The organism is Nitrospirillum bahiense (assembly GCF_007828025.1).
Lineage (GTDB): Bacteria > Pseudomonadota > Alphaproteobacteria > Azospirillales > Azospirillaceae > Nitrospirillum > Nitrospirillum amazonense.
On sequence record NZ_VITO01000008.1, the window covers coordinates 184,412 to 203,623 of the forward strand.

The 19,212-nt window shown below is 68.7% G+C and carries 15 protein-coding genes and 1 riboswitch; of the genes, 8 read left to right on the forward strand and 7 right to left on the reverse strand.

All coding sequences use genetic code 11. The features are described 5' to 3' along the window. Positions 1-4: 4 nt before the first annotated feature. Positions 5-3,220 (reverse strand): efflux RND transporter permease subunit, encoded by a 3,216-nt coding sequence (locus FBZ88_RS13865; protein WP_145617602.1) that lies wholly within the window; start codon positions 3,218-3,220, stop codon positions 5-7. 230 nt (positions 3,221-3,450) lie between these two features. Beyond that, entirely contained in the window at positions 3,451-4,656 is a 1,206-nt protein-coding gene (locus tag FBZ88_RS13870; RefSeq protein ID WP_145617603.1) for a glycosyltransferase 87 family protein, read from the reverse strand. A gap of 148 nt (positions 4,657-4,804) precedes the next feature. Further along, positions 4,805-5,031: riboswitch (cobalamin riboswitch) on the forward strand. 162 nt (positions 5,032-5,193) lie between these two features. On the opposite strand from FBZ88_RS13870, the gene cobU reads away from it, so the two are divergent. Genes cobU through bluB form a run of 4 tightly spaced genes read left to right on the forward strand, consistent with a single transcriptional unit; the run spans position 5,194 to position 8,500 of the window. Continuing rightward, the gene (gene cobU, locus FBZ88_RS13875) at positions 5,194-5,718 is read left to right on the forward strand and encodes a bifunctional adenosylcobinamide kinase/adenosylcobinamide-phosphate guanylyltransferase (protein WP_145617604.1); all 525 of its coding nucleotides are present in this window, start codon (positions 5,194-5,196) and stop codon (positions 5,716-5,718) included. A gap of 18 nt (positions 5,719-5,736) precedes the next feature. After that, positions 5,737-6,357, forward strand: a complete 621-nt coding sequence (gene cobO / locus FBZ88_RS13880) for a cob(I)yrinic acid a,c-diamide adenosyltransferase (protein WP_088875070.1) — start codon at positions 5,737-5,739, stop codon at positions 6,355-6,357. Then, on the forward strand, positions 6,357-7,850 hold the full coding sequence (locus tag FBZ88_RS13885) for a cobyric acid synthase (protein ID WP_145617605.1): 1,494 nt from the start codon (positions 6,357-6,359) through the stop codon (positions 7,848-7,850). Before cobO ends, FBZ88_RS13885 begins: the two co-directional genes overlap by 1 nt. Next, on the forward strand, positions 7,847-8,500 hold the full coding sequence (bluB, locus tag FBZ88_RS13890; RefSeq protein WP_145617606.1) for a 5,6-dimethylbenzimidazole synthase: 654 nt from the start codon (positions 7,847-7,849) through the stop codon (positions 8,498-8,500). Before FBZ88_RS13885 ends, bluB begins: the two co-directional genes overlap by 4 nt. Before the next feature lie 5 nt (positions 8,501-8,505). Here bluB and cbiB read toward each other — a convergent pair whose 3' ends face one another. Then, positions 8,506-9,495 (reverse strand): adenosylcobinamide-phosphate synthase CbiB, encoded by a 990-nt coding sequence (cbiB, locus tag FBZ88_RS13895; protein ID WP_145617608.1) that lies wholly within the window; start codon positions 9,493-9,495, stop codon positions 8,506-8,508. 17 nt (positions 9,496-9,512) lie between these two features. Here cbiB and cobD point away from each other — a divergent pair, with 17 nt between their 5' ends. Further along, positions 9,513-10,529, forward strand: a complete 1,017-nt coding sequence (cobD, locus tag FBZ88_RS13900) for a threonine-phosphate decarboxylase CobD (protein ID WP_211102656.1) — start codon at positions 9,513-9,515, stop codon at positions 10,527-10,529. Positions 10,530-10,540: 11 nt separating this feature from the next. Here cobD and FBZ88_RS13905 read toward each other — a convergent pair whose 3' ends face one another. The 4 genes from FBZ88_RS13905 to FBZ88_RS13920 form a co-directional block, all read right to left on the reverse strand. Continuing rightward, a complete protein-coding gene (locus FBZ88_RS13905; protein WP_145617609.1) occupies positions 10,541-11,467 on the reverse strand; it encodes a substrate-binding periplasmic protein in 927 nt (308 codons plus the stop codon). Between the two features lie 101 nt (positions 11,468-11,568). Beyond that, entirely contained in the window at positions 11,569-12,054 is a 486-nt protein-coding gene (gene ybaK / locus FBZ88_RS13910; RefSeq protein WP_145617610.1) for a Cys-tRNA(Pro) deacylase, read from the reverse strand. Positions 12,055-12,088: 34 nt separating this feature from the next. Continuing rightward, positions 12,089-13,093: an alpha/beta hydrolase gene (locus FBZ88_RS13915; RefSeq protein WP_145617612.1), complete on the reverse strand. Its 1,005-nt coding sequence runs from the start codon at positions 13,091-13,093 to the stop codon at positions 12,089-12,091. A gap of 98 nt (positions 13,094-13,191) precedes the next feature. Next, positions 13,192-14,442, reverse strand: coding sequence for an MFS transporter (locus tag FBZ88_RS13920; protein WP_145617613.1), 1,251 nt, complete (start codon positions 14,440-14,442; stop codon positions 13,192-13,194). A gap of 378 nt (positions 14,443-14,820) precedes the next feature. Between FBZ88_RS13920 and FBZ88_RS13925 the strand changes: the two genes are divergently transcribed. From FBZ88_RS13925 to FBZ88_RS13935, 3 genes are all read left to right on the forward strand, one after another. Continuing rightward, the gene (locus FBZ88_RS13925; protein WP_246138656.1) at positions 14,821-16,848 is read left to right on the forward strand and encodes a TonB-dependent receptor plug domain-containing protein; all 2,028 of its coding nucleotides are present in this window, start codon (positions 14,821-14,823) and stop codon (positions 16,846-16,848) included. A gap of 13 nt (positions 16,849-16,861) precedes the next feature. Beyond that, on the forward strand, positions 16,862-17,320 hold the full coding sequence (locus tag FBZ88_RS13930; protein ID WP_145617615.1) for a hypothetical protein: 459 nt from the start codon (positions 16,862-16,864) through the stop codon (positions 17,318-17,320). A 155-nt stretch (positions 17,321-17,475) separates the two neighbouring features. Next, positions 17,476-19,170, forward strand: coding sequence for a methyl-accepting chemotaxis protein (locus tag FBZ88_RS13935; protein WP_186464395.1), 1,695 nt, complete (start codon positions 17,476-17,478; stop codon positions 19,168-19,170). Positions 19,171-19,212: the final 42 nt, after the last annotated feature.

Genomic DNA, 19,212 nt, shown 5'->3' on the forward strand with positions numbered 1-19,212 from the left:
AAAATCACTCGGCGGCCGAGCCGGCGGGAACGGTGGTGGTGGCAAGCACGGCATGGCGCCGGCGATGCAGCAGGACGTACAACGCTGGAACCGCCAGCAGGGTCATGGGTGTCGAGAACAGCAGCCCGCCCATCACCGCGCGGGCCAGGGGGGCGTTCTGCTCGCCACCCTCGCTCAGCGCCAGGGCCATGGGGATCATGCCCAGCACCATGGCCAGCGCCGTCATCATGACGGGGCGCAGGCGGGCGCCGCCTGCCTCCGCCATGGCGTCCAGGGGTGTCAGGCCCTGTTCGCGCCGCTGGTTGGCGAAGGATACCATCAGCACGCTGTTGGCGGTGGCGACACCAATGACCATGATCATACCCATTAGGGCCGGTTCGCTGAAGGTGGTGCCGGTCAGCAGCAGCATGACGGCGCCGCCCAGGATGGCGGCGGGGGTGGCCCCCAGCACGATCAGCGGGTCCAGCCACGACTGGAAGTTCACCACCATCAGCATGTAGACGAAGACAACGGCCAGGGCCATGCCGGCGGCGATGTCGCCGTAGGCCTGTTCCATGGTCTTGATCTGGCCGCCCATCTCGATGCGGTTGCCGGGCTTCAGCTGCGGGCGCACGGCGTCGATGGCGGCCTTGATGTCGCGGCCGACCGAGCCCAGGTCACGGCCGGAGACGTTGGCGATGACGTCGTAGCGGGGGGCGAAGGAGGTGCGGCTGATGTCCGCGGCCACCTTGGTCGGCACCAGCTTGGCGACATTGCGCAGCAGCACCGGCGTGGTCACCCGTGTGGAATGGATGGGAGTGTTCAGCAGATCCTCGGCCGAGGCCATCAGGCGCTGCGGCGACTGCACCACGACCGGGTAGATGACCAGCGAATTGACATCCATCCAGTAGCTGGGATTGACCACGCCGGAGGACGCCAGCGACACCAGCACCTCCTGCGCCACGTCGTTCTGGGTCAGGCCCAGCTCGGCGGCGCGGGCCCGGTCGACCTCGATGCGGTAGGCCGGGGTGGCCGTCACCTGGCGCAGCGTCACGTCCACCAGGCCCGGGATGTTCTTGAAGCGCTGGCGTAGGTCCTCCGCGATCAGGGCGTTGGGCCCGCGGGCCGTGCCGATGATGCGGATGTCGATGGGGGTGGGCACGGCACCGTTCAGGATCTGGCTGGTGATGTCGCCGGGCTTTTGGAAGATCTCAACGCCCGGGTAATCCTTGGCCACCATGGCGCGGATCTGCTCGACATACTCATGGGTGGGCCGCGACCGCTTCTCGGTCAGGGCACCCAGGATTTCACCGTCGGCGGAGCTGACGGTGACGCTGTCGGTCAGGCCCAGGTTCACCGGGTCGGGCAGGCCGATGTTGTCGATGATCAGGCCCAGTTCCTCTGGCGGGATGATCTTGCGGATGGACCGCTCGATGGCGCCGAACTGACGCGACGCTTCCTCCAGCCGGGTGCCGGCGGGGGTGCGGACGTGCAGGCGGAACTGGCCGGCATCGACCTCGGGGAAGAAGTTGGTGCCGACGAAGGGAATGGTGGCGGCGGCACAGACCAGCAGCACCACGGCGAAACCGGTTACCATCCACGGCCGTGACAGGCCGCCGCCCAGCACCCTCAGGTACCGCTGGCGCAGGCCCTCGAAGCCGCGCTCGAACCCGGTATGGAAGCGCGCCCAGGCGCCGGCCAGGCCGGTCGTGGGCGCAACGTGGCCATGGTTGCCCTCCTCGCCATGGCCGTGGCCGCGCAGTTCCGCCGGCAGTAGCCAGGCGGCCATGGCCGGGACCAGGGTCCGCGACAGCACGTAGCTCATCAGCATGGAGGAGATGACGGCCAGCGCCAGGGGCGAGAACAGGTACTTGGCGATACCGTGCAGGAAGAAGATGGGCACGAACACGATACAGATGCACAGCGTCGAAACCAGGGCCGGGAAGGCCACCTCGTCCGAGCCTTCCAGGATGGCCTGGCGCAGCGGCTTGCCCATGCCGATGTGCCGGTGGATGTTCTCGATGGCCACGGTGCCGTCGTCCACCAGGATGCCGATGGCCAGCGCCAGGCCGCCCAGGGTCATCACGTTCAGGGTGTGGCCGGCCATGGAAAGCACGGCCACGGCCGTCAGAATGGACAGCGGGATGGAGGTCAGCACGATGGCCGTGCTGCGCCAACCACCCAGGAACAGCAGGATCAGGATGGCCACCAGGGCGCCGACGATCAAGCCCTCGTGCTGGATGCCTTCCATGGCGTGCTTGATGAAGGTGGTCTGGTCGAACAGCGGCTGGATGCGCATGCCCTCGGGCGCCGCCTTGCGGATCTCCGGCAGCCGGCGCATGACCTCGTCCACCACCGCCAGGGTGCTGGCGCCACCCAGCTTCATGATGGTCAGCAGCACGGCGGGCTGGCCGTCGGCATGCACCACGTTGGTCTGCACGGCGGCGCCGTCGCGGACATTGGCCACGTCGCGCATGAACACGGTGCGGCCGTTCACGTCGCGCAGGGGGATGTCGTTGAAGGTATCGACGGCGATGGGCGAGCTGTTCAGGCCCACCTGGTATTCGGTGTCGCCGATCTTGGCGGTACCGGACGGCAGGTTCAGGTTCTGGGCGGTGATGGCCTTATTGACGTCATTGGGGGTCAGGCCATAGCTGCGCAGCTTGTCCGGGTCGATGTCGACCATGATCTGGCGCGCGTTGCCGCCGTAGGGCAGGGGCAGCCGCATGCCGGGGATGTCGCTGATCTGCGACCGGATGGTGATGCGGCCATAGTCGTACAGCTGCGCCTCGGACATTGTGTCGGACGACAGGGCCAGCTGCAGGATGGGCACGGAGGACCGGCTGTACTGCACTATCAGCGGCGGCTGAGTGCCCGTGGGCATGCGCTTCAGGATGGTCTGGCAGATGGCGGAGATCTGCGAGATGGCCAGGTCGATGTTCACGCCCGGCTGGAAGGTGGTGCGGATGATGCCCACGCCGTTGGACGTCTCGGATTCCACCTCCGCCACGTTGTCGGCGGTGTTGATGATGGCCAGCTCACCAAAGGCGGTGATCTTGCCCGTCATCTCCTGCGCGTCCAGGCCCGAGTAGCTCCACACCACGGTGACCGTGGGGATCTCCACCTCGGGGAAGATGTCCGTGGGCATCCGGAACAGGCTCAGCACGCCCAGCAGCGTGATCAGGCCGGCCAGCACGGCGAAACTATAAGGACGCCTCAGGGCGTAGGCGACGATCCACATGAGGACGGGGCTCCGGCAATGCGATGCGGAAAAATGCAACGCTACGCCCAGGGGCCGAGGTCGCCCCCCGCCCGGCACAGCCCCAAATAATTAACGCGCTTGACGGTTAAGGGGAACCTACTTCGATACGCAACGGTTCGAATTTAGGCATGCCGCGACCAATCGCCACCAAATCGCAAAACTGTGGTCTGCGTCACTGCATCTTTCGGCGAAGGGAATTGTAAAGGCGGCTAACCTTGAATTGCCAAGCTCTCCCGCAGTGCATCCTGGGTGGCGTCCTGAGGGCCTGTGGCAGGCCGGGAAGGCACCCAGCGGACCAGCACGTACAGGCCGAAACCGCACGCCAGCAACGGCTTGAACCACGTGGCGGTGGCCAGGTGCAGGCCCCGCGTCCAGACGTGGGTGGTCAGCGCGAAACACAGCAGCACCAGCATCCAGCCCAGTGCGCGGTTGCGGCGGACATGGAATTCCCAGCCCGCCAGGGCGCCGGCGACCAGCGCCATATCGCCGAAATGGCCGAGGACCGTACGCGGGTTGAACAGCAGCAGATAGGTGACCATCAACGCCGCCACGGTGGCGGCGGCCTTGGGGGCCGGCAGGCGGCTGACGGTGCCGCGTGCCAGGATCAGCACGGCGACGCCGGCCAGGGCGCGGATGACGGTCTGCACCATCAGGTCCAGCGGCAGGCCCAGGGTGGCCAGGCCATTGGCGAAATCATGCCAGACGCCGCCGCCGGGGTTGGCGCTGCTCATGGTCTTGCGCACCAGCTGGCCATATTCGGCCAGGGCGTAACCGGGGTCCCAGTGCGCCAGGGGCAGGGCCAGGGCTGCCGCCAGCCACAGCGCCAGGGACAGGCGCAGGCGGGGCCACAGGGCGAAGGCCAGCATGACCAGGGCCAGGGCCTGCGGCTTGAACGCGCCGGCCAGTGCCAGCAGGAAGGCGGCGCGGCGCCACCGGCCTTCCGCCACGTCGGCCAGGCCGGCCAGCATCAGGCCCAGCATCAGGAATTCCGTCTGGGCGCCGCGCAGATCCACCACGCCGATGGGCAGCGCCGCCAGCAGGGCGACACCGAACAGCCGTTGCCAGCCCGCCCCCGGGCAGTCCGCCGGCGCCAGCAGGCGGCACAGCCGGGCTACCCCCCACCAGCACACCGCCAGCAGGCTCAGGCGCCACAGGGCGTCCCCCAGCAGGGGCGGCAGATAGGCCCAGGGGGTGAACAGCACGGCGCTGGACGGCAGGTAAAGGAAGCCGTTGATGCCGTCCTCGTAAATCTCCGCGCCCCGCCACCAGGCCCAGGTGGCCTCGGCATAGATGTGGAATTCAGAAACGAACCGTCCACTAATTACCTGCGCCTCGATCGCCACCAAGGCGACCGCCCAGAGGGCCAGGCCGAACACCAGCGGGCGGGCCAGGGAAGGAAGTGGCGGACGAACCATGTTGCGGGATAACCTATCTCATAGGTAATAGGCTCTATGGTCTATGCCTAACACCTTTGCGCTCAAGGTCAAGTGTCAAGGCCTGGCCGTTGCATATTTGCGATAAAATGTCGCGACGCCGCCCTTGCCCAGTACGGGCGATTGCCGTAAGCCTGCCGACGCCGACGGTTCCACGAGGCACGCCTGTGGATGAAAAGGGAACGTGGTGGGGATGCCCGGCATCCGACTCCATGGCTGCCCCCGCAACTGTGAACGGTGAGCGCCGCCCACCCCGCCGCGCGGGGATTGGCCACTGGGTTTCCAACGGAACCTGGGAAGGCCGGGCCGGCGCCCTGACCCGTGAGCCAGGAGACCTGCCGCCGGCGGCATTGCGCGTGGTCGCGGGGGCGGGGTGTCCCGGCGGAACCGGTCAGCGGTGATGCGGGCCCCAGGGGGCCCGTGGGCCTCCGGTCTCGTCGAAAGACTATCCCATCCTTCCGGCCGGTCTTGGCCTCTGGTACCACCGGTGCGTGAGACCGGGTGGGATGGAACTGACTGATGACGCACGAGCACACGGCCGTCTCCGGTGTCACCCTGGTCCTGGGTGGCGCCCGCTCCGGCAAAAGCCGCTTCGCCGAAGGGCTGGTGACCGCCCTGCCGGGCCCCTGGACCTATATCGCCACCGCCCAGGCCTGGGATGACGAAATGCGCGACCGCATCGGCCGCCACCAGGCCGAGCGGGTGCCCGGCTGGACGACGGTGGAGGTGCTGCTGGACCTTGCCGGCGCGCTGGCCGCCGCCGGCGATGGGCCGGTTCTGGTCGATTGCCTGACGCTATGGCTGACCAACGTCATGCTGGCCGACCGGGACGTGGCCGCCGCCGTCGCCGCGCTGGAGGCGGCGCTGGCCGCCCGTACGGGCGCCACCGTTCTGGTGGGAAATGAAGTGGGCATGGGCATCGTGCCGGAGAACGCGCTGGCTCGCGCCTTCCGCGACCATGCCGGCCGCCTGCACCAGCGCCTGGCGGCCACGGCGTCGCAGGTGTTCCTGACGGTGGCGGGCCTGCCCCTGAAAGTGAAATAAGACCGGAAGGAGGTAGCCATGGCCGATCTTGAGTCCCCGGATGACGAAGCCGCCCGCCATCGCGAGAAGATGCAGAAGCGCAAGGCGGTGCAGGACGCGCGCGTGGCGCAGGCCACGCGGGAGAAGGGCCTGCTGATGGTCCACACGGGCCCCGGCAAGGGCAAGACCACGGCGGCGCTGGGCATGATGCTGCGCACCGCCGGTTATGGCCTGCGGGTGGGATTCATCCAGTTCGTGAAGGGCAATTGGGCGACGGGGGAGCAGACGGCGCTGACGCGCTTTTCCGACCTGATCGACCACCATGTGATGGGCGAGGGCTTCACCTGGGACACCCAGGACAAGGAACGTGACATCGCCGCCGCCGTCCGCGCGTGGGAGCTGGGCCGCCGCATGCTGGCCGACCCGCAGTACCACCTGGTGGTGCTGGACGAGATCAACATCGTGCTGCGCTACGGCTACCTGGATGTGGCCGAGGTGCTGGCCGGGCTGAACGCCCGCCTGCCCGACACCCATGTCCTGGTCACCGGCCGCAACGCCAAGCCCGAGATCATCGAGGCCGCCGATCTGGTGACGGAGTTCCAGGCGGTGAAGCATCCCTTCCAGGCTGGGATCAAGGCGCAGCGCGGGATCGACTTCTGATGGCCGACCGCACCACCGGGGGCGCCCGCGCCCTGATGATCCAGGGCACCGGTTCGGATGTGGGCAAGTCGCTGCTGGTGGCGGCCCTGGCCCGGGCCTACACGCGGCGCGGCCTGCGGGTGCGCCCATTCAAGCCGCAGAACATGTCCAACAACGCCGCCGTGACGCCGGATGGGGGGGAGATCGGCCGCGCCCAGGCGCTGCAGGCCCGCGCCTGCGGTGTGGCACCCTCGGTGGACATGAACCCGGTGCTGCTGAAGCCGCAGACGGACCTGGGCGCGCAACTGGTGCTGCGTGGCCGCGTGCTGGGCAATGCCCAGGCCTCCGCCTACCAGCGCCGCAAGGGGGAGCTGCTGCCGGCCGTGCTGGAAAGCTTCCACCGCCTGCGGGGGGAGTGCGACCTGGTGGTGGTGGAGGGGGCGGGCAGCCCGGCGGAAACCAACCTGCGCGCCGGCGACATCGCCAACATGGGCTTCGCTCGCGCGGCCGGCGTACCGGTGGTATTGGCCGGCGACATCGACCGGGGCGGCGTCATCGCCAGCCTGGTGGGCACCCATCGCGTGCTGGACGTGGAGGATCGCGCCCAGATCCGCGGCTTCCTCATCAACAAGTTCCGCGGCGACGTCCGCCTGTTCGAAAAGGGCGTGACGGAGATCGAGGCCCGCACCAGCTGGCCCTGCTTCGGCGTCATGCCGCACCAGCCGGCGGCGGCCCGCCTGCCGGCCGAGGACGGCATGGACTTGGCCCACTGGGCGAAGCGCGCCTCCGGTGGGCCCTTGCGCATCGCGGTGCCCATGCTGTCGCGCATCGCCAATTTCGATGACCTCGACCCCTTGCGGCTGGAACCGGGTGTCACGGTGGCGATGGTGCCCCCCGGCCGGCCCCTGCCGGGCGACGCCCACGGCGTCATCCTGCCGGGGTCCAAGGCGACGCTGGCCGACCTGGCCTTCTTCCGTGCGCAGGGGTGGGACATCGACCTGGCGGGCCACGTGCGCCGGGGCGGCTGGGTGCTTGGCCTGTGCGGCGGCTATCAGATGCTGGGCCGCACCGTGGCCGACCCCGACGGCATCGAGGGGCCACCCGGCACCGCCGCCGGCCTGGGCTACCTGGACGTTGAAACCGTGCTGGCCCCAGCCAAGACCCTGCGGGCGGTGACGGGCCGTGATGCCGCCAGCGGGTCGGCCCTCACGGGCTATGAGATGCATCTGGGCGTGACCCAGGGGCCGGATAGCGCCCGGCCGCTGCTGCATCTGGACACCGAGGGCGGCGGCATGGTGGCGGAAGGGGCTGTCAGCCTTGATGGCCGCATCGCCGGCACCTATGTCCACGGCCTGTTCGGCCATGACGCCCAGCGGGCGGCCTGGCTGCGGCGATGGAACGTGGCCCCCGGCCTCGATAGTTACGACGGCACGGTGGAGGCGGCGCTGGATGAGCTGGCCATGGCCGCCGAACGCCACCTGGATCTCGACGCGCTATGGGCCATCAGCCGATGACCGCCCCCGACAGGCCGTGCCCCGACTTCGACGCCGACTTCCGGTCCCATTTCCGGGACCTGCTGGTCTGGCGGCGCGACGTGCGGCGCTTCCGGACCGACCCCCTGCCGGACGGCCTGCTGGAACGCCTGCTGGATCTTGCCTGCCTGGCGCCATCCGTTGGGCTCAGCCAGCCCTGGCGTTTTGTCCGCGTGGACGATCCCGTCCGCCGCGATGCCGTACGGGCGGAGTTCGAGCGCTGCAACGCCGCGGCGCTGGCGGCCCAGGGGCCGGACCGCGCCCGCCTCTACGCCAGCCTGAAGCTGGCCGGTTTGCGTGAGGCGCCCTGCCACCTGGCGGTGTTCATCGACCCCGACCCGGCGCAGGGCGCCGGCCTGGGCCGCCGCACGATGCCCGAGACCCTGGCCTATTCCGCCGTGGCGGCCATCCAGACCCTGTGGCTGGCGGCGCGGGTGGAGGGGATCGGCCTGGGCTGGGTTTCCATCCTGCGGCCGGAGGTGATGAACGGCCTGCTGGCGGTGCCGGCGGAGTGGCGCCTGGTGGGCTATCTCTGCATCGGCTATCCCGCCGAGCCGGACGACGTGCCCGAACTGGAACGCGTCCATTGGGAACAGCGGCATCCGCTGTCCGACGTGCTGTTTCAGAGATGAAAACGCTAGAGCACCCAGGCCCACACCAGCGCCAGACCCCACAGCAGGGCCAGGCTGCGGCGGTAGAGGCTGAGGCCGGCCTCGATGTCGGCGGCGGTGGCCTCGGCCCGGCCGTCGCCCATCCAGTGGTCGTCCACCCGCACGTCGCCATAGGTGCGGGGTCCGGCCAGGCGCAGGCCCAGGGCGCCCGCCATGGCGGCCTCCGGCCAGCCGGCGTTGGGGCTGCGGTGATGGCCGGCGTCACGGCGGACGGCGGACAGCGCCGCCTTGGCCTGTACGGACCCGCGCGTCCAGGCCGCCAGCACCAGCAGCAGCGCCGTCAGGCGCGAGGCCGGCAGGTTCACCACGTCGTCCAGCCGGGCCGCCGCCCAGCCATAGGCCTCATGCCGGGGCGTGTGGTGGCCCACCATGCTGTCGGCGGTGTTGATGGCCTTGTACGCCAGCAAGCCCGGCAGGCCACCCACCGCCAGCCAGAAGGCCGGCGCCACCACCCCGTCGGAGAAATTCTCCGCCAGGCTTTCGATGGCCGCGCGGGCCACGCCGGCCTCATCCAGGCTGGCGGGGTTGCGGCCAACGATGTGCGACACCGCCTCCCGCCCGCCCTCCAGCCCGCGCTGGCGCAGAGCGCGCGGCACGGCGGCGACGAAGCGGTGCAGGCTGCGCTGGGCCAGCAGGCTGCTGGCCACCAAGCCCGTCGCCACGGTCCCCCAAAGGCCGCCCAGGCGCGCCAGCAAGGATTGCAGCAGGACGCCGACGGCCAGCGCCACCCCCACCAGCAACAGTTCGGCCGCGATGCCGGCCGCCTTGCGCCAGGCCACCGGCCATTCCGCCTGGTTCCAGGCGCGGTCCAGCCGGCCGATCAAAGCGCCGATCCACACCACCGGATGGCGGATGCGGGCATACAGGGCGTCGGGATAGCCCAGCAGGGCCTCCAGCGCCAGGGCGGCCAGGGCCAGCCAGGGCAGGGCGGGGTAAAGGGTGGGGAAGACGCTCATGATGTCTGGGGTTTAGCATGATGCCGCCCGAAATCCAGATCCGTCATGGCGGCGACCTGACCCAGGCGGCCGCCCTGTTTCCCGATGCGCCCGGCCCCTGGGTTGATCTCAGCACCGGCATCAATCCCTGGCCCTATCCCTTGCCCCCCATCCCGCCCGCGGCCTGGACGGCCTTGCCCACGCGCGGTGACCTGCGGGCGCTGCTGGCGGCGGCGGCCGTGGCCTATAGCGCGCCGGGGCCGGACAGCCTGGTGGCGGCGCCGGGATCGGAACTGCTGATCCAGACCCTGCCGCGCCTGCGCAGCTCCGGGGACGTGGCCATCGTCGGTCCCACCTATGGCGATCACGCCCGCGCGTGGACCGCCGCCGGCCATACCGTGCGCGCCGTGACGGCACCTGGGGATGCAGTGGACGCCGCCGACGTGGTGGTGCTGTGCAATCCCAACAATCCCGATGGCCGTACCTGGGACGCGGCCGCACTGTTGGACTGGGCGGCACGGCTGGCCGCGCGCGGCGGCTGGCTGGTGGTCGATGAGGCCTATGCCGACCTGGACCCCACCCGCAGCCTCTGCCGCCAAGCCGGCGCGCCGGGGCTGGTCATCCTGCGATCCTTCGGCAAGTTCTTCGGCCTGGGCGGCGTGCGCCTGGGTTTCGTCCTGGCGCCGCCGGCGCTGCTGGATGCGGTGCGCCTGGCGCTGGGGTCCTGGGCCGTCAGCGGCCCCGCCCTGGCGGTGGGCGCGGCGGCGCTTGCCGACCTGGGCTGGCAGGCCGCCACGCGGCGGCGGCTGGCGGCGGCGGCGGACGCGCTGGACGGTGTGCTGCGGGCTGGGGGCCTGCGCGTCATCGGCGGCACGGCGCTGTATCGGCTGGTGGATGCCGGTGACGCTGCCGCCCTTTGGCGGCATCTGGCCCAGGCCGGCCTGTGGACGCGGCCCTTTCCGGAACATGCCGGCTGCCAGGCCTGGCTGCGCGTGGGCCTTGCGGCGGACGTGGGCGCGCTGAACCGCCTGGCGGCGGCGCTGGCGGCGTTCTAAAGGCGCGTGCTCTACCGGTCGAACCAGTATGTGTCCGGCAGGGCGGCCGTCTCCGGCGACTGGACGGGGTTGGGAATGTCGATGCGCCGGCGGCTGTCCAGGTGCGCCTCGGCCAGCAGCTTCCGGATGGCCGGATGCTCGTTGAAGTATTTCAGGAAGGACCCGTCGTCGTAGGCCCGGCGCAGCCCCTCCTCGATGGTGGCAGCCAGGGCCTCGTCCTTCTTGTTGGTGAAGAAATACAGCGGCAGCCGATAGACCAGCAGCAGGCTGTCCTCCACCACCAGATCCGGGCAGTCGGCGGCATGCGCCGCAAGCTCGGCATAGATCTCACTGGCGCTGCGGGGGAAATAGTCCAGGCGTCCCTGCTGCATGAGGCGGAACAGCAGGTCATAGCGGAAGGTCTCGACCGGCAGCCCGGCGGCCTGGAAGATGTCCACGTCCGTCCAGCCCAGGCCCTGGCCGGCCGTCAGTTGGCGCAAGTCGTCCAGGCTCCGCACGGCGGTGAAACGGGGCTGGTCCTGCCGGCGGATGATGAACAGGCGATAGCCCAGCAGGCCCCGGTAGATGGGGATACGGATGGGACGCAGTTCATGCTCCAGTTCCGCGTTGCTGCCCACCCAGGCAAGGTTGATGATGGCGCCCGCCTTCAGCGCCGCCACGGCACGGGTGCGTTCCATCAGGGTGTCGCTGGGCCGCAGGGTGTAGCGGGCGCCCATCTCATCCAGCGCCAGGCGTAGCAGGCCCAGGGGATAATCGGCACGGGGGTCGTCGCCGGATTCCACGTATCGGGGGTAGATGATGGAAAGCGGCGGGGCGCTGGCCTCGCTCTCCACCGCGCCGGCCATGGCTCGCCGGTTCCAAGCCAGGGCACAAACCAGAACCACGAACGCGACCGTGGCCAGGCGCCAGGCCCGGACGGCGCTGCGGACATGCGACATGCTTCCTCCCGACCGGCGGCGCCTCTTGATGTGGGCGCCGTTCGGATGGGGGCCATGTTCCGGCTGGGCGCCGGCTTTGGCAACAGGGCGTAAGGTTGGGATCAGGCCGTGATGTCGGCCCAGCAGGCGTTGGCGGCCTTGACCAGGTCGGTGGGCGCCAGGGCCAGCTGCAGGCCCCGGCGCCCGCCGTTGACGATGATCTCCGTCAGCGCCTCCGCCGACCGGTCCAGAAAGGTCGGCAGGGTCCGCCGCTGGCCCAGGGGGCTGATGCCGCCCACGACATAGCCGCTGCTGCGCTCCGCCACCGCCTGGGGCGCCAGGTCCGACTTCTTGGCCTTGGCCGCCGCCGCCAGAGCCTTCAGGTCCAGGCGCGCCCCGGCCGGGATGATGGCGCAGGCCAGACCCCCCGGCCCGCCCTCCAGCTGGCAGACCAGGGTCTTGTAGACCAGGGCGGGATCCAGCCCCAGCGCTTCCGCCGCGGCCAGGCCGATGGCGGCGGCGTTGGGGTCGTAGTCATATTCCAGCAGGCGATAGGCCACGCCCGCCGCCTCCACCGCGCGCACCGCCGGTGTTCCCTTGGTCGCCATGGTTCCTCATCCCCCTTCAGTCGGGGGCAGCGTATCAAATCCCCGCGCCGTCGATGAAATTGTAAATGTCGAAGGATGCCAGGCCTTTGGCGATATCGGCCACCGCCTTTTGCGCCTGGGGCAGGCGGCCGCCTAGGGTGATGAAGCCGTGCACCATGTCCGGATAGACGGTGTGCAGCACGGGCACCCCGCTGCCGGCCAGGCGGGCGGCGTACTCCCGCCCCTCATCCTGCAACACGTCCAGGCCGGCGGTCAGGATGACGGCGGGCGGCAACCCGGCCAGGCTGTCGGCCAGCAGCGGCGACAGGCGCCAGTCATTGCGGTCGGCGCCGTTCACGTAGTTATCCACGTACCATAGGTACTGCTCCCGGCTCATGAGATAGCCGTTGGCGCGGCGGTGGTGGGACGGGCGATCGGCGTTGAGATCCGTGCAGGGATAGATCAGCACCTGGGTCTTCAGGTGCGGCCCGCCCTCGTCCCGCGCCTTCAGCGCCAGCACGGCGGCCAGGTTGCCGCCGGCGCTGTCGCCAGCCACGCCGATGGCCAGCGGGTCGATGGCCAGGCGCTCGGCACTGGCGGCCAGCCAGGTCAGGGCGGCCCAGGCGTCGTCCAGGGCGGCGGGATAGGGATGTTCCGGTGCCAGGCGGTAATCCACCGCCACCACGGTGTGGCCGGAGGCCGCCGCCAGCTGGCGGCACAGGGTGTCATGGCTTTCCAGACTGCCGATGGTCCAGCCGCCGCCATGCAGGAACAGCAGCGCCGGAACCGGCCGCCAGCCGAAATTGGCGCGATAGATGCGCACCCGCAGGGGCCCGGCCGGCCCACCGATGATCTGGTCCATGACCGAGGCCAGGGCCGGTGGCTCTGGCGCCAGGGGGCGGCGGCTTTCGACATAGCCGGAACGCAAGGCGTCCAGGGGGACGTCGCGGTACCGGGGCGGCCCGATCTCCCGCAGCAGGTCGGCCAGGGCCGGGGGCACGTCATCTGGCACGAAGAGACCGCCGTCATCGGGCGAGGGGTGGGCGGGGCTGGCGGCCATGACATCCTCACGAGAATTACCGCGTGACCACCAGTATGACCGCCCACATATACTCAAGTCAATGTGTTATATATCACATACAACACAAAAATATTGTTCTATTCGATGCGCCGGGCCGCCAGGCCCAGGGCGTTCAGGATCAGCAGCACCAGCAGCCCACCCACGAACAGCGTGATTCCGGGCCATTCCCAGCCGTGCCAGAAAAAGCCGCCAGCCGTCCCGGCGAGGGTGGAGCCCATATAATAAGCGAACAGGTAGAGGGCGGAGGCTTGGCCCCGGTGCTGGCGGGCGCGCAGGCCGATCCAGCCGGATGCCACCGAATGCACGCCGAAGAAGGCGAAGGTGAACAGGCCCAGGCCCAGCGCCAGCGTGTCCAGCCGGGCAATGTCCATGATGCCCAGGCCCGCCAGCATCAGCACGGCCGACGCCACCAACACCCGGCCGGGGCCGAAGCGGCTGGACAGGCCGCCGAACAGGGGCGAGCTGATGATGCCGAAGACATAAACCAGAAACAGCACGGCCACCGTGGCGGGGGGAGCGCTCAGGGGCGGCGCCTGCAGGCGGAAGCCGACATAGTTGAACACGGTGACGAAGGCGCCCATGGCCAGGAAGCCGGTGGCGAACAGGGCGACCAGTCCGCCGTCCGACAGGTGCAGGCGCCAGGCGGCGGTCAGGCCGCTCCACAGGCCACCCTCGCGCTGCCGGAAATGGCGTGACGGTGGCAGGGCCGTGGCCACGGTGAGGGCGGCGAGGATGCCCACCGCGCCCACCAGACCCACCGCCACCCGCCAGCTGGAAATGTCGGTGATCAGCACGGTCAGGATGCGGCCCGCCATGCCGCCCATGGCGGTGCCGCCGATGTACAGGCCCATGGTGAGGCCGGTGGATTTCGGGTTCACCTCTTCCGCCACATAGGCCATGGCGACGGCCGGCAGGCCGCCCAGCGCCAGCCCGGCCAGGGCCCGCAGCACCAGGAACAGGGGCCAGCTGGGCGCCAGTGCGCTGGCCAGGCCCAGGCCGCCGGACAGGGCCAATGATGCCACCATGATGCCCTTACGCCCCGAGCGGTCGGAGATGGCCCCGGCCACCAGCAGGGCCACGGCCAGCGCCGCCGTGGTGACGGACAGCGACAGGCTGGCCCCCGGGGGGCTGATGCCATAGGCGCGCACGAAATCCGGCAGCAGCGGCTGCACGCAATAGAGCGTGGCGAAGGTGGAAAATCCCGCCACGAACAGGATGGCCGTCATCCGGCGGTAGGCGGCGGTGCCGACCTCAAGATAGGGCAGGTCTTTACCAATCTGGGTCGCGGATGCCGCCGGGGCGGCGGTGGTGGGTGTGTCGCTTGGCATGCCGGAACCTTCGGGCCAGGGGAGCGCGCCATTTGGCGGTGCCCCTGCCAAGGCCTTGCCGCCACATGTCTTTTTCGCAGGAAGGCGGGCACGCCGATAGTGTCGCAGTCGCATGGCACCAATCCAACCATCGGCGACATACCCAAGTAGCGATCACCGAAGAATGAATCAGATAAAATTTTATGCATTAAGGATATAGAGGGAATTAATTAAGTAATCATGGTAAATGCACAGTTAAAAACAAAACATTTTATAAGAAATGCCCTTTGGAATATCCAAAAGAATATATTGCTCAGGTTGTCATGTGAACCAGTTAACCCGAAACAATCCGTCTTGGTCTTATCTCGGGTGAGTTGGGGTTAAAGAATGAAAAACACCATGCGTTTGAAGTCCAAATTGGCGCGTTCGCCGTCCCGGCTAGTGCTGACGCTGTTGGGTGTCGCTATCGCGTCCGGTGTGCAGGCCCAGTCCATGAACTACGGATCGTTGGAAGACCTGTTCGGTGAGGCGGTGACGACCTCCGCCACCGGTCAGCCGCAGCGTGCCAGCGAGGCGCCGGCGCCCATGACCATCATCACCGCGGAAGAGATCGCCCATTCCGGCGCCCGCACCATTCCCGACATCCTGAACCGGGTGGCGGGCGTGGACGTGCTGTCCTGGGGTGTCAGCGGCGCCGACGTGGGCGTGGACGGCTACAACCAGGGCAACAACCCGCGCCTGCTGGTGCTGGTGAACGGCCGCCAGGTCTACCTGGACCATTACGGCGTCACCATCTGGTCCGCCATCCCGGTGCAACTGCCCGAAATCCGCCAGATCGAGGTGGTGAAGGGCCCGCAGGCCGCCCTGTTCGGCTTCAACGCCGTGTCCGGCGTGGTCAACATCATCACCTACAACCCCCTGTATGACGATGTCGGCGCCGCCCAGGTGACCGTCGGCAGCCAGGGCCAGAAGGAATTCGACGCGGTCAAGAGCGTGAAGCTGGGCGACAAGGTCGGCGTCCGCTTCTCCGCCGGCGGCTGGAACATGGATGAGTACGGCACCGCGTCCGACAAGCTGATCCAGGGCCTGCGCGGCAACGGCTCCATGCGCCGCGCCGCCTCCATGGACAGCTTGGCCCAGATCACCCCCGATGTGCAGGCCGGCTTCGAAGGCACCTGGAGCCGTGCCGACGAATTCGGCATGACCGCGCTGCAAGGCCCCACGCAGGGCCAGTACCAGACCCGCTCCTTCAAGGGCACGGTGAAGGCCAATACAGACTGGGGCCTTGTCGATGCCACCGCCTACAGCAACCACTTGGACTACCATCTGAACCTGTTGAATAACGGCGCCATCACCTCCGTGGCATCCGATACTGACACCACCGTGGTGCAGGTGCAGGACCTGGTGAAGCTGACGCCTACGCTGACCACCCGCGTCGGCCTGGAATACCGCGACAACAGCATCGACAGCTCCCCGGGCAAGGGCGCCACAACCGGCTATCAGGACTTCGCCCTGTCCAACATGTACAATTGGCAGGCGTCCGACACCCTCAGCCTGACCTTGGCCGGTCGCTGGGACCACACCTGGCTGAACCGCAGCGGGTTCGCACCGGTGCCCTTCACCAGCGCCGACTACGACAACCGTGCCTTCAACACCTTCTCCTACAACGCCGGTGTCGTTTGGCATCCGTCGGCCGACGATACCATCACGGCCACGGCCGGCCGGGGCATCCAGTCCCCTACCCTGATTGAACTGGGCAACAACACGGTCAGCAAGCAGGCACCCGGCTCGGTCCAGGTTACGGGCAATCCTTATGTCAACCCGACCGTGGTGACGAATTACGAACTGGGTTACCAGCGAGCCATTTCCGCCATCAACGGCGCCGCCAAGGTTTCCGCCCTGTATCAAAAGACCGAGGACTACAAGTCCATCGCCTTCAGCTCCATCCATTTCATCAACGGCTACCCCACCATCTTGTTGGGCGAGAATTTCGGCAACAGCAAGGAATGGGGCACCGAGGCCGAACTGCACGGCAAGCTCGACGGCATGCGTTGGTCGGCGTCGTGGACGTGGCTGAACCCCATCGACAGCTTCACCTTCAAGCCGGGGACAGTGCCGGTGAACTACCAGCTGTCCACGCCGAAGAACACGGTGAAGGGCAACATCGGCTATGACTTCGGCCGCTGGACCACGGACCTGTTCCTGTATTGGAAGTCCGATTACCAGGCGTACTACCAGACGGCCAAGGGCCCCGGCCTTTATACCGTCAGCCAGGGCCTGACCGCCCAGGCCGCCGTCTCCTACAAGGTCAGCGACGATTTCTCCCTGACGCTGGCGGGCAGCAACCTGCTGCAGGACCACACCCAGCTGTCCGTGGCCCCCAAGGCCGAACGGCGTGTCTGGGGCACGGCCACGTACAAGTTCTAAGGGGGGAAGTCCAATGAACAGCATAATCCTGAAGACCGCCGCGCTGGCCGTTGCCCTGTCGGCGTCCGGCGTGGCGCGGGCTGCGGAGATGGACGCCAAGCAGGTGACCATCGCCGCCAAGGCCCTGGGCTTCCTGACCACCAAGGCGCCCGCCGGCGCCAAGGTGGTGGTGACCGCCGGCGCCGCCCCCGTGGCGGCGGTGCAGGCGGCCCTGCCGGGTGCCGCCGTGGCCGCCGGTGACGCCGCCCCCGGCGCCTACGCCGTGTTCGTCTCCTCGGCCGCCGAGGGCAAGAAGGCCTTGGCCAAGGGCACCGTCACCGTGGGCAACGATGTCGCCTGCGTCGATGCCGGCGGCTGCGTCATCGCCGTCGAGACGGCGCCCAAGGTCACCATCTACGTCAGCAAGGCGGCGGCAAGCGCCGCCGGGGTCGAGTTCGACCCGAACTTCAAGATGATGGTCACCGAGAAGTAGGACCCGGGAGGTTTCCCGGGATGGTGGGGTGGGCGGCTGGGTTGGGCCGTCCATCCCGCCATCATCGCCGGGTAGCCATCCCACAGGAATTGAAGAACCACGGGCGCAAGCCCGGCCCAAGACTGGTGGCCAAGATTGGTGGAAGGACAATGGTGATGCGGTTCGATGATCTTCCCATGGCGTTGAAGCTGTTCGCGGCCCCCGCCATCGGACTGGTGGCCCTGGTGGCGATGGCGGTCGCCTCGCACCAGGTGGTGGGCGGCATCACCGGCACCGCGCGCGAGGTGGGCGAGGTGCGGTTCGTTGCCACGGCCGAACTGCTGAGCGCGTCCAGCGAGCTGAACGGCGCCGCCAAGGATCTCTATTACGCCCTAGCCGCCGCCACCGCCGGCGGCGACGCCAAGGCCTCCGTCGCCATGTTGGACGGCGTGGTCCAGCGCATGGGCAAGGCGAAGGAGGCGGTGGAACGCGCCAAGGACCGCCTGCCCGATGGCAAGACCAAGGCAGAGCTCGCCACCGTGGGCCAGGACATCGACAAGCTGGGCCAGCCGGTGGGCTTCGTGAAGGACATGCTGGGCATCGACGCCCAGTCCGCGGTGTCCTTCCTGGAACCGCTGCGCGCCAGCCTGCAGGGCGTGCAGGACCGCCTGAATGCCGCCGCCGCGCATGAGCGGACCACCGCCGCTACCGCCATCAAGGACATGGACGCCAGCGCCACCGCCACCCAAACCCTGTCCACCATCATCGTGCTGATCGTGGTGCTGGGCGTGGCCGCCATCACCTTCGTCATCGTGCGCATGCTGAAGGGGTCCATCGACCGCATCTCCAGCGCCACCGAGGCCCTGGCCGCCGGCAACACCGCCGTGAACATCGAGGCGCTGGCCCGCAAGGACGAACTGGGCGCCATCGTCGGCGCGCTGGCCGTCTTTCGCGCCAACCTGGCCGACCGCGATCGCCTGACGCGGGAACAGGCCGAGGCGGAGAAGCGGGCGGAGGGTGAGAAGCGCCAGGCGTCGCTGCGTATCGCCGACAGCCTGGAAAGCTCCGTCCACAGCCTGGTGGAACGCCTGAACGCCGCCGTGCAGCAACTGGCCGGCAACGCCCGGGGCCTCAGCGACCAGGCCCAGGTGGGCCAGGAACGCACCACCGTGGTCGACCGCGCCGTGACCGAGGCCAACAGCAACGTGCAGGCCGTGGCCAGCGCCGCGGAGGAACTGTCCGTGTCCTTCGGGGAAATCAGCGGCCAGGTCACCCGTGCAGCCACCATGGCCACCAACGCGCGCGTCCGGGTGGAGGAAAGCACCCAGCAGATGGAACGGCTGCAGAACCAGGGCGACCGCATCGGTTCCGTCGTGCGCCTGATCAGCGAGATCGCCAGCCAGACCAACCTGCTGGCGCTGAACGCCACCATCGAGGCGGCGCGGGCCGGTGAGGCGGGCAAGGGCTTCGCCGTCGTGGCCAGCGAGGTCAAGAGCCTGGCGACCCAGACCGCGAAGGCGACCGAGGAGATCGGCGGCCAGATCACCAGCATGCAGGGCGCGACGCGTGAGGCGGTCGCCGCCATCGCCGCGATCCAGCAGACGGTGAATGAGATCACCACCATCTCCTCCGCCATCGCCGCCGCCGTGGAACAGCAGGAGGCCGCGACCCGCGAGATCGCCCGCAACGTCCAGATGGCGTCCCAAGGCACCGCCGTGGTGGCGGAGAACGTGGCCGGCCTGCAGGCCATCGCCGACAGCACCCACCGCTCCAGTGATGAGGTCCTGTCCTCTTCGCAGGTCCTGGGGACGGAGACGTCGGCGCTGAGCGCCAGCGTGTCGAGGGCCATCGCCTCGCTGCGCGCGGCTTAAGGGGCACTGCCCAAAGCAAGAGTGGCGGCCGGCGCAATTCGC

What these genes read in the sequence shown, in the direction of transcription:
- FBZ88_RS13865 (WP_145617602.1), bottom strand. Translation starts at nt 3,220, where the DNA reads ATGTGGATCGTCGCCTACGCCCTGAGGCGTCCTTATAGTTTCGCCGTG.
- FBZ88_RS13870 (WP_145617603.1), bottom strand. Translation starts at nt 4,656, where the DNA reads ATGGTTCGTCCGCCACTTCCTTCCCTGGCCCGCCCGCTGGTGTTCGGC.
- cobU (WP_145617604.1), top strand. Translation starts at nt 5,194, where the DNA reads ATGACGCACGAGCACACGGCCGTCTCCGGTGTCACCCTGGTCCTGGGT.
- cobO (WP_088875070.1), top strand. Translation starts at nt 5,737, where the DNA reads ATGGCCGATCTTGAGTCCCCGGATGACGAAGCCGCCCGCCATCGCGAG.
- FBZ88_RS13885 (WP_145617605.1), top strand. Translation starts at nt 6,357, where the DNA reads ATGGCCGACCGCACCACCGGGGGCGCCCGCGCCCTGATGATCCAGGGC.
- bluB (WP_145617606.1), top strand. Translation starts at nt 7,847, where the DNA reads ATGACCGCCCCCGACAGGCCGTGCCCCGACTTCGACGCCGACTTCCGG.
- cbiB (WP_145617608.1), bottom strand. Translation starts at nt 9,495, where the DNA reads ATGAGCGTCTTCCCCACCCTTTACCCCGCCCTGCCCTGGCTGGCCCTG.
- cobD (WP_211102656.1), top strand. Translation starts at nt 9,513, where the DNA reads ATGATGCCGCCCGAAATCCAGATCCGTCATGGCGGCGACCTGACCCAG.
- FBZ88_RS13905 (WP_145617609.1), bottom strand. Translation starts at nt 11,467, where the DNA reads ATGTCGCATGTCCGCAGCGCCGTCCGGGCCTGGCGCCTGGCCACGGTC.
- ybaK (WP_145617610.1), bottom strand. Translation starts at nt 12,054, where the DNA reads ATGGCGACCAAGGGAACACCGGCGGTGCGCGCGGTGGAGGCGGCGGGC.
- FBZ88_RS13915 (WP_145617612.1), bottom strand. Translation starts at nt 13,093, where the DNA reads ATGGCCGCCAGCCCCGCCCACCCCTCGCCCGATGACGGCGGTCTCTTC.
- FBZ88_RS13920 (WP_145617613.1), bottom strand. Translation starts at nt 14,442, where the DNA reads ATGCCAAGCGACACACCCACCACCGCCGCCCCGGCGGCATCCGCGACC.
- FBZ88_RS13925 (WP_246138656.1), top strand. Translation starts at nt 14,821, where the DNA reads ATGCGTTTGAAGTCCAAATTGGCGCGTTCGCCGTCCCGGCTAGTGCTG.
- FBZ88_RS13930 (WP_145617615.1), top strand. Translation starts at nt 16,862, where the DNA reads ATGAACAGCATAATCCTGAAGACCGCCGCGCTGGCCGTTGCCCTGTCG.
- FBZ88_RS13935 (WP_186464395.1), top strand. Translation starts at nt 17,476, where the DNA reads ATGCGGTTCGATGATCTTCCCATGGCGTTGAAGCTGTTCGCGGCCCCC.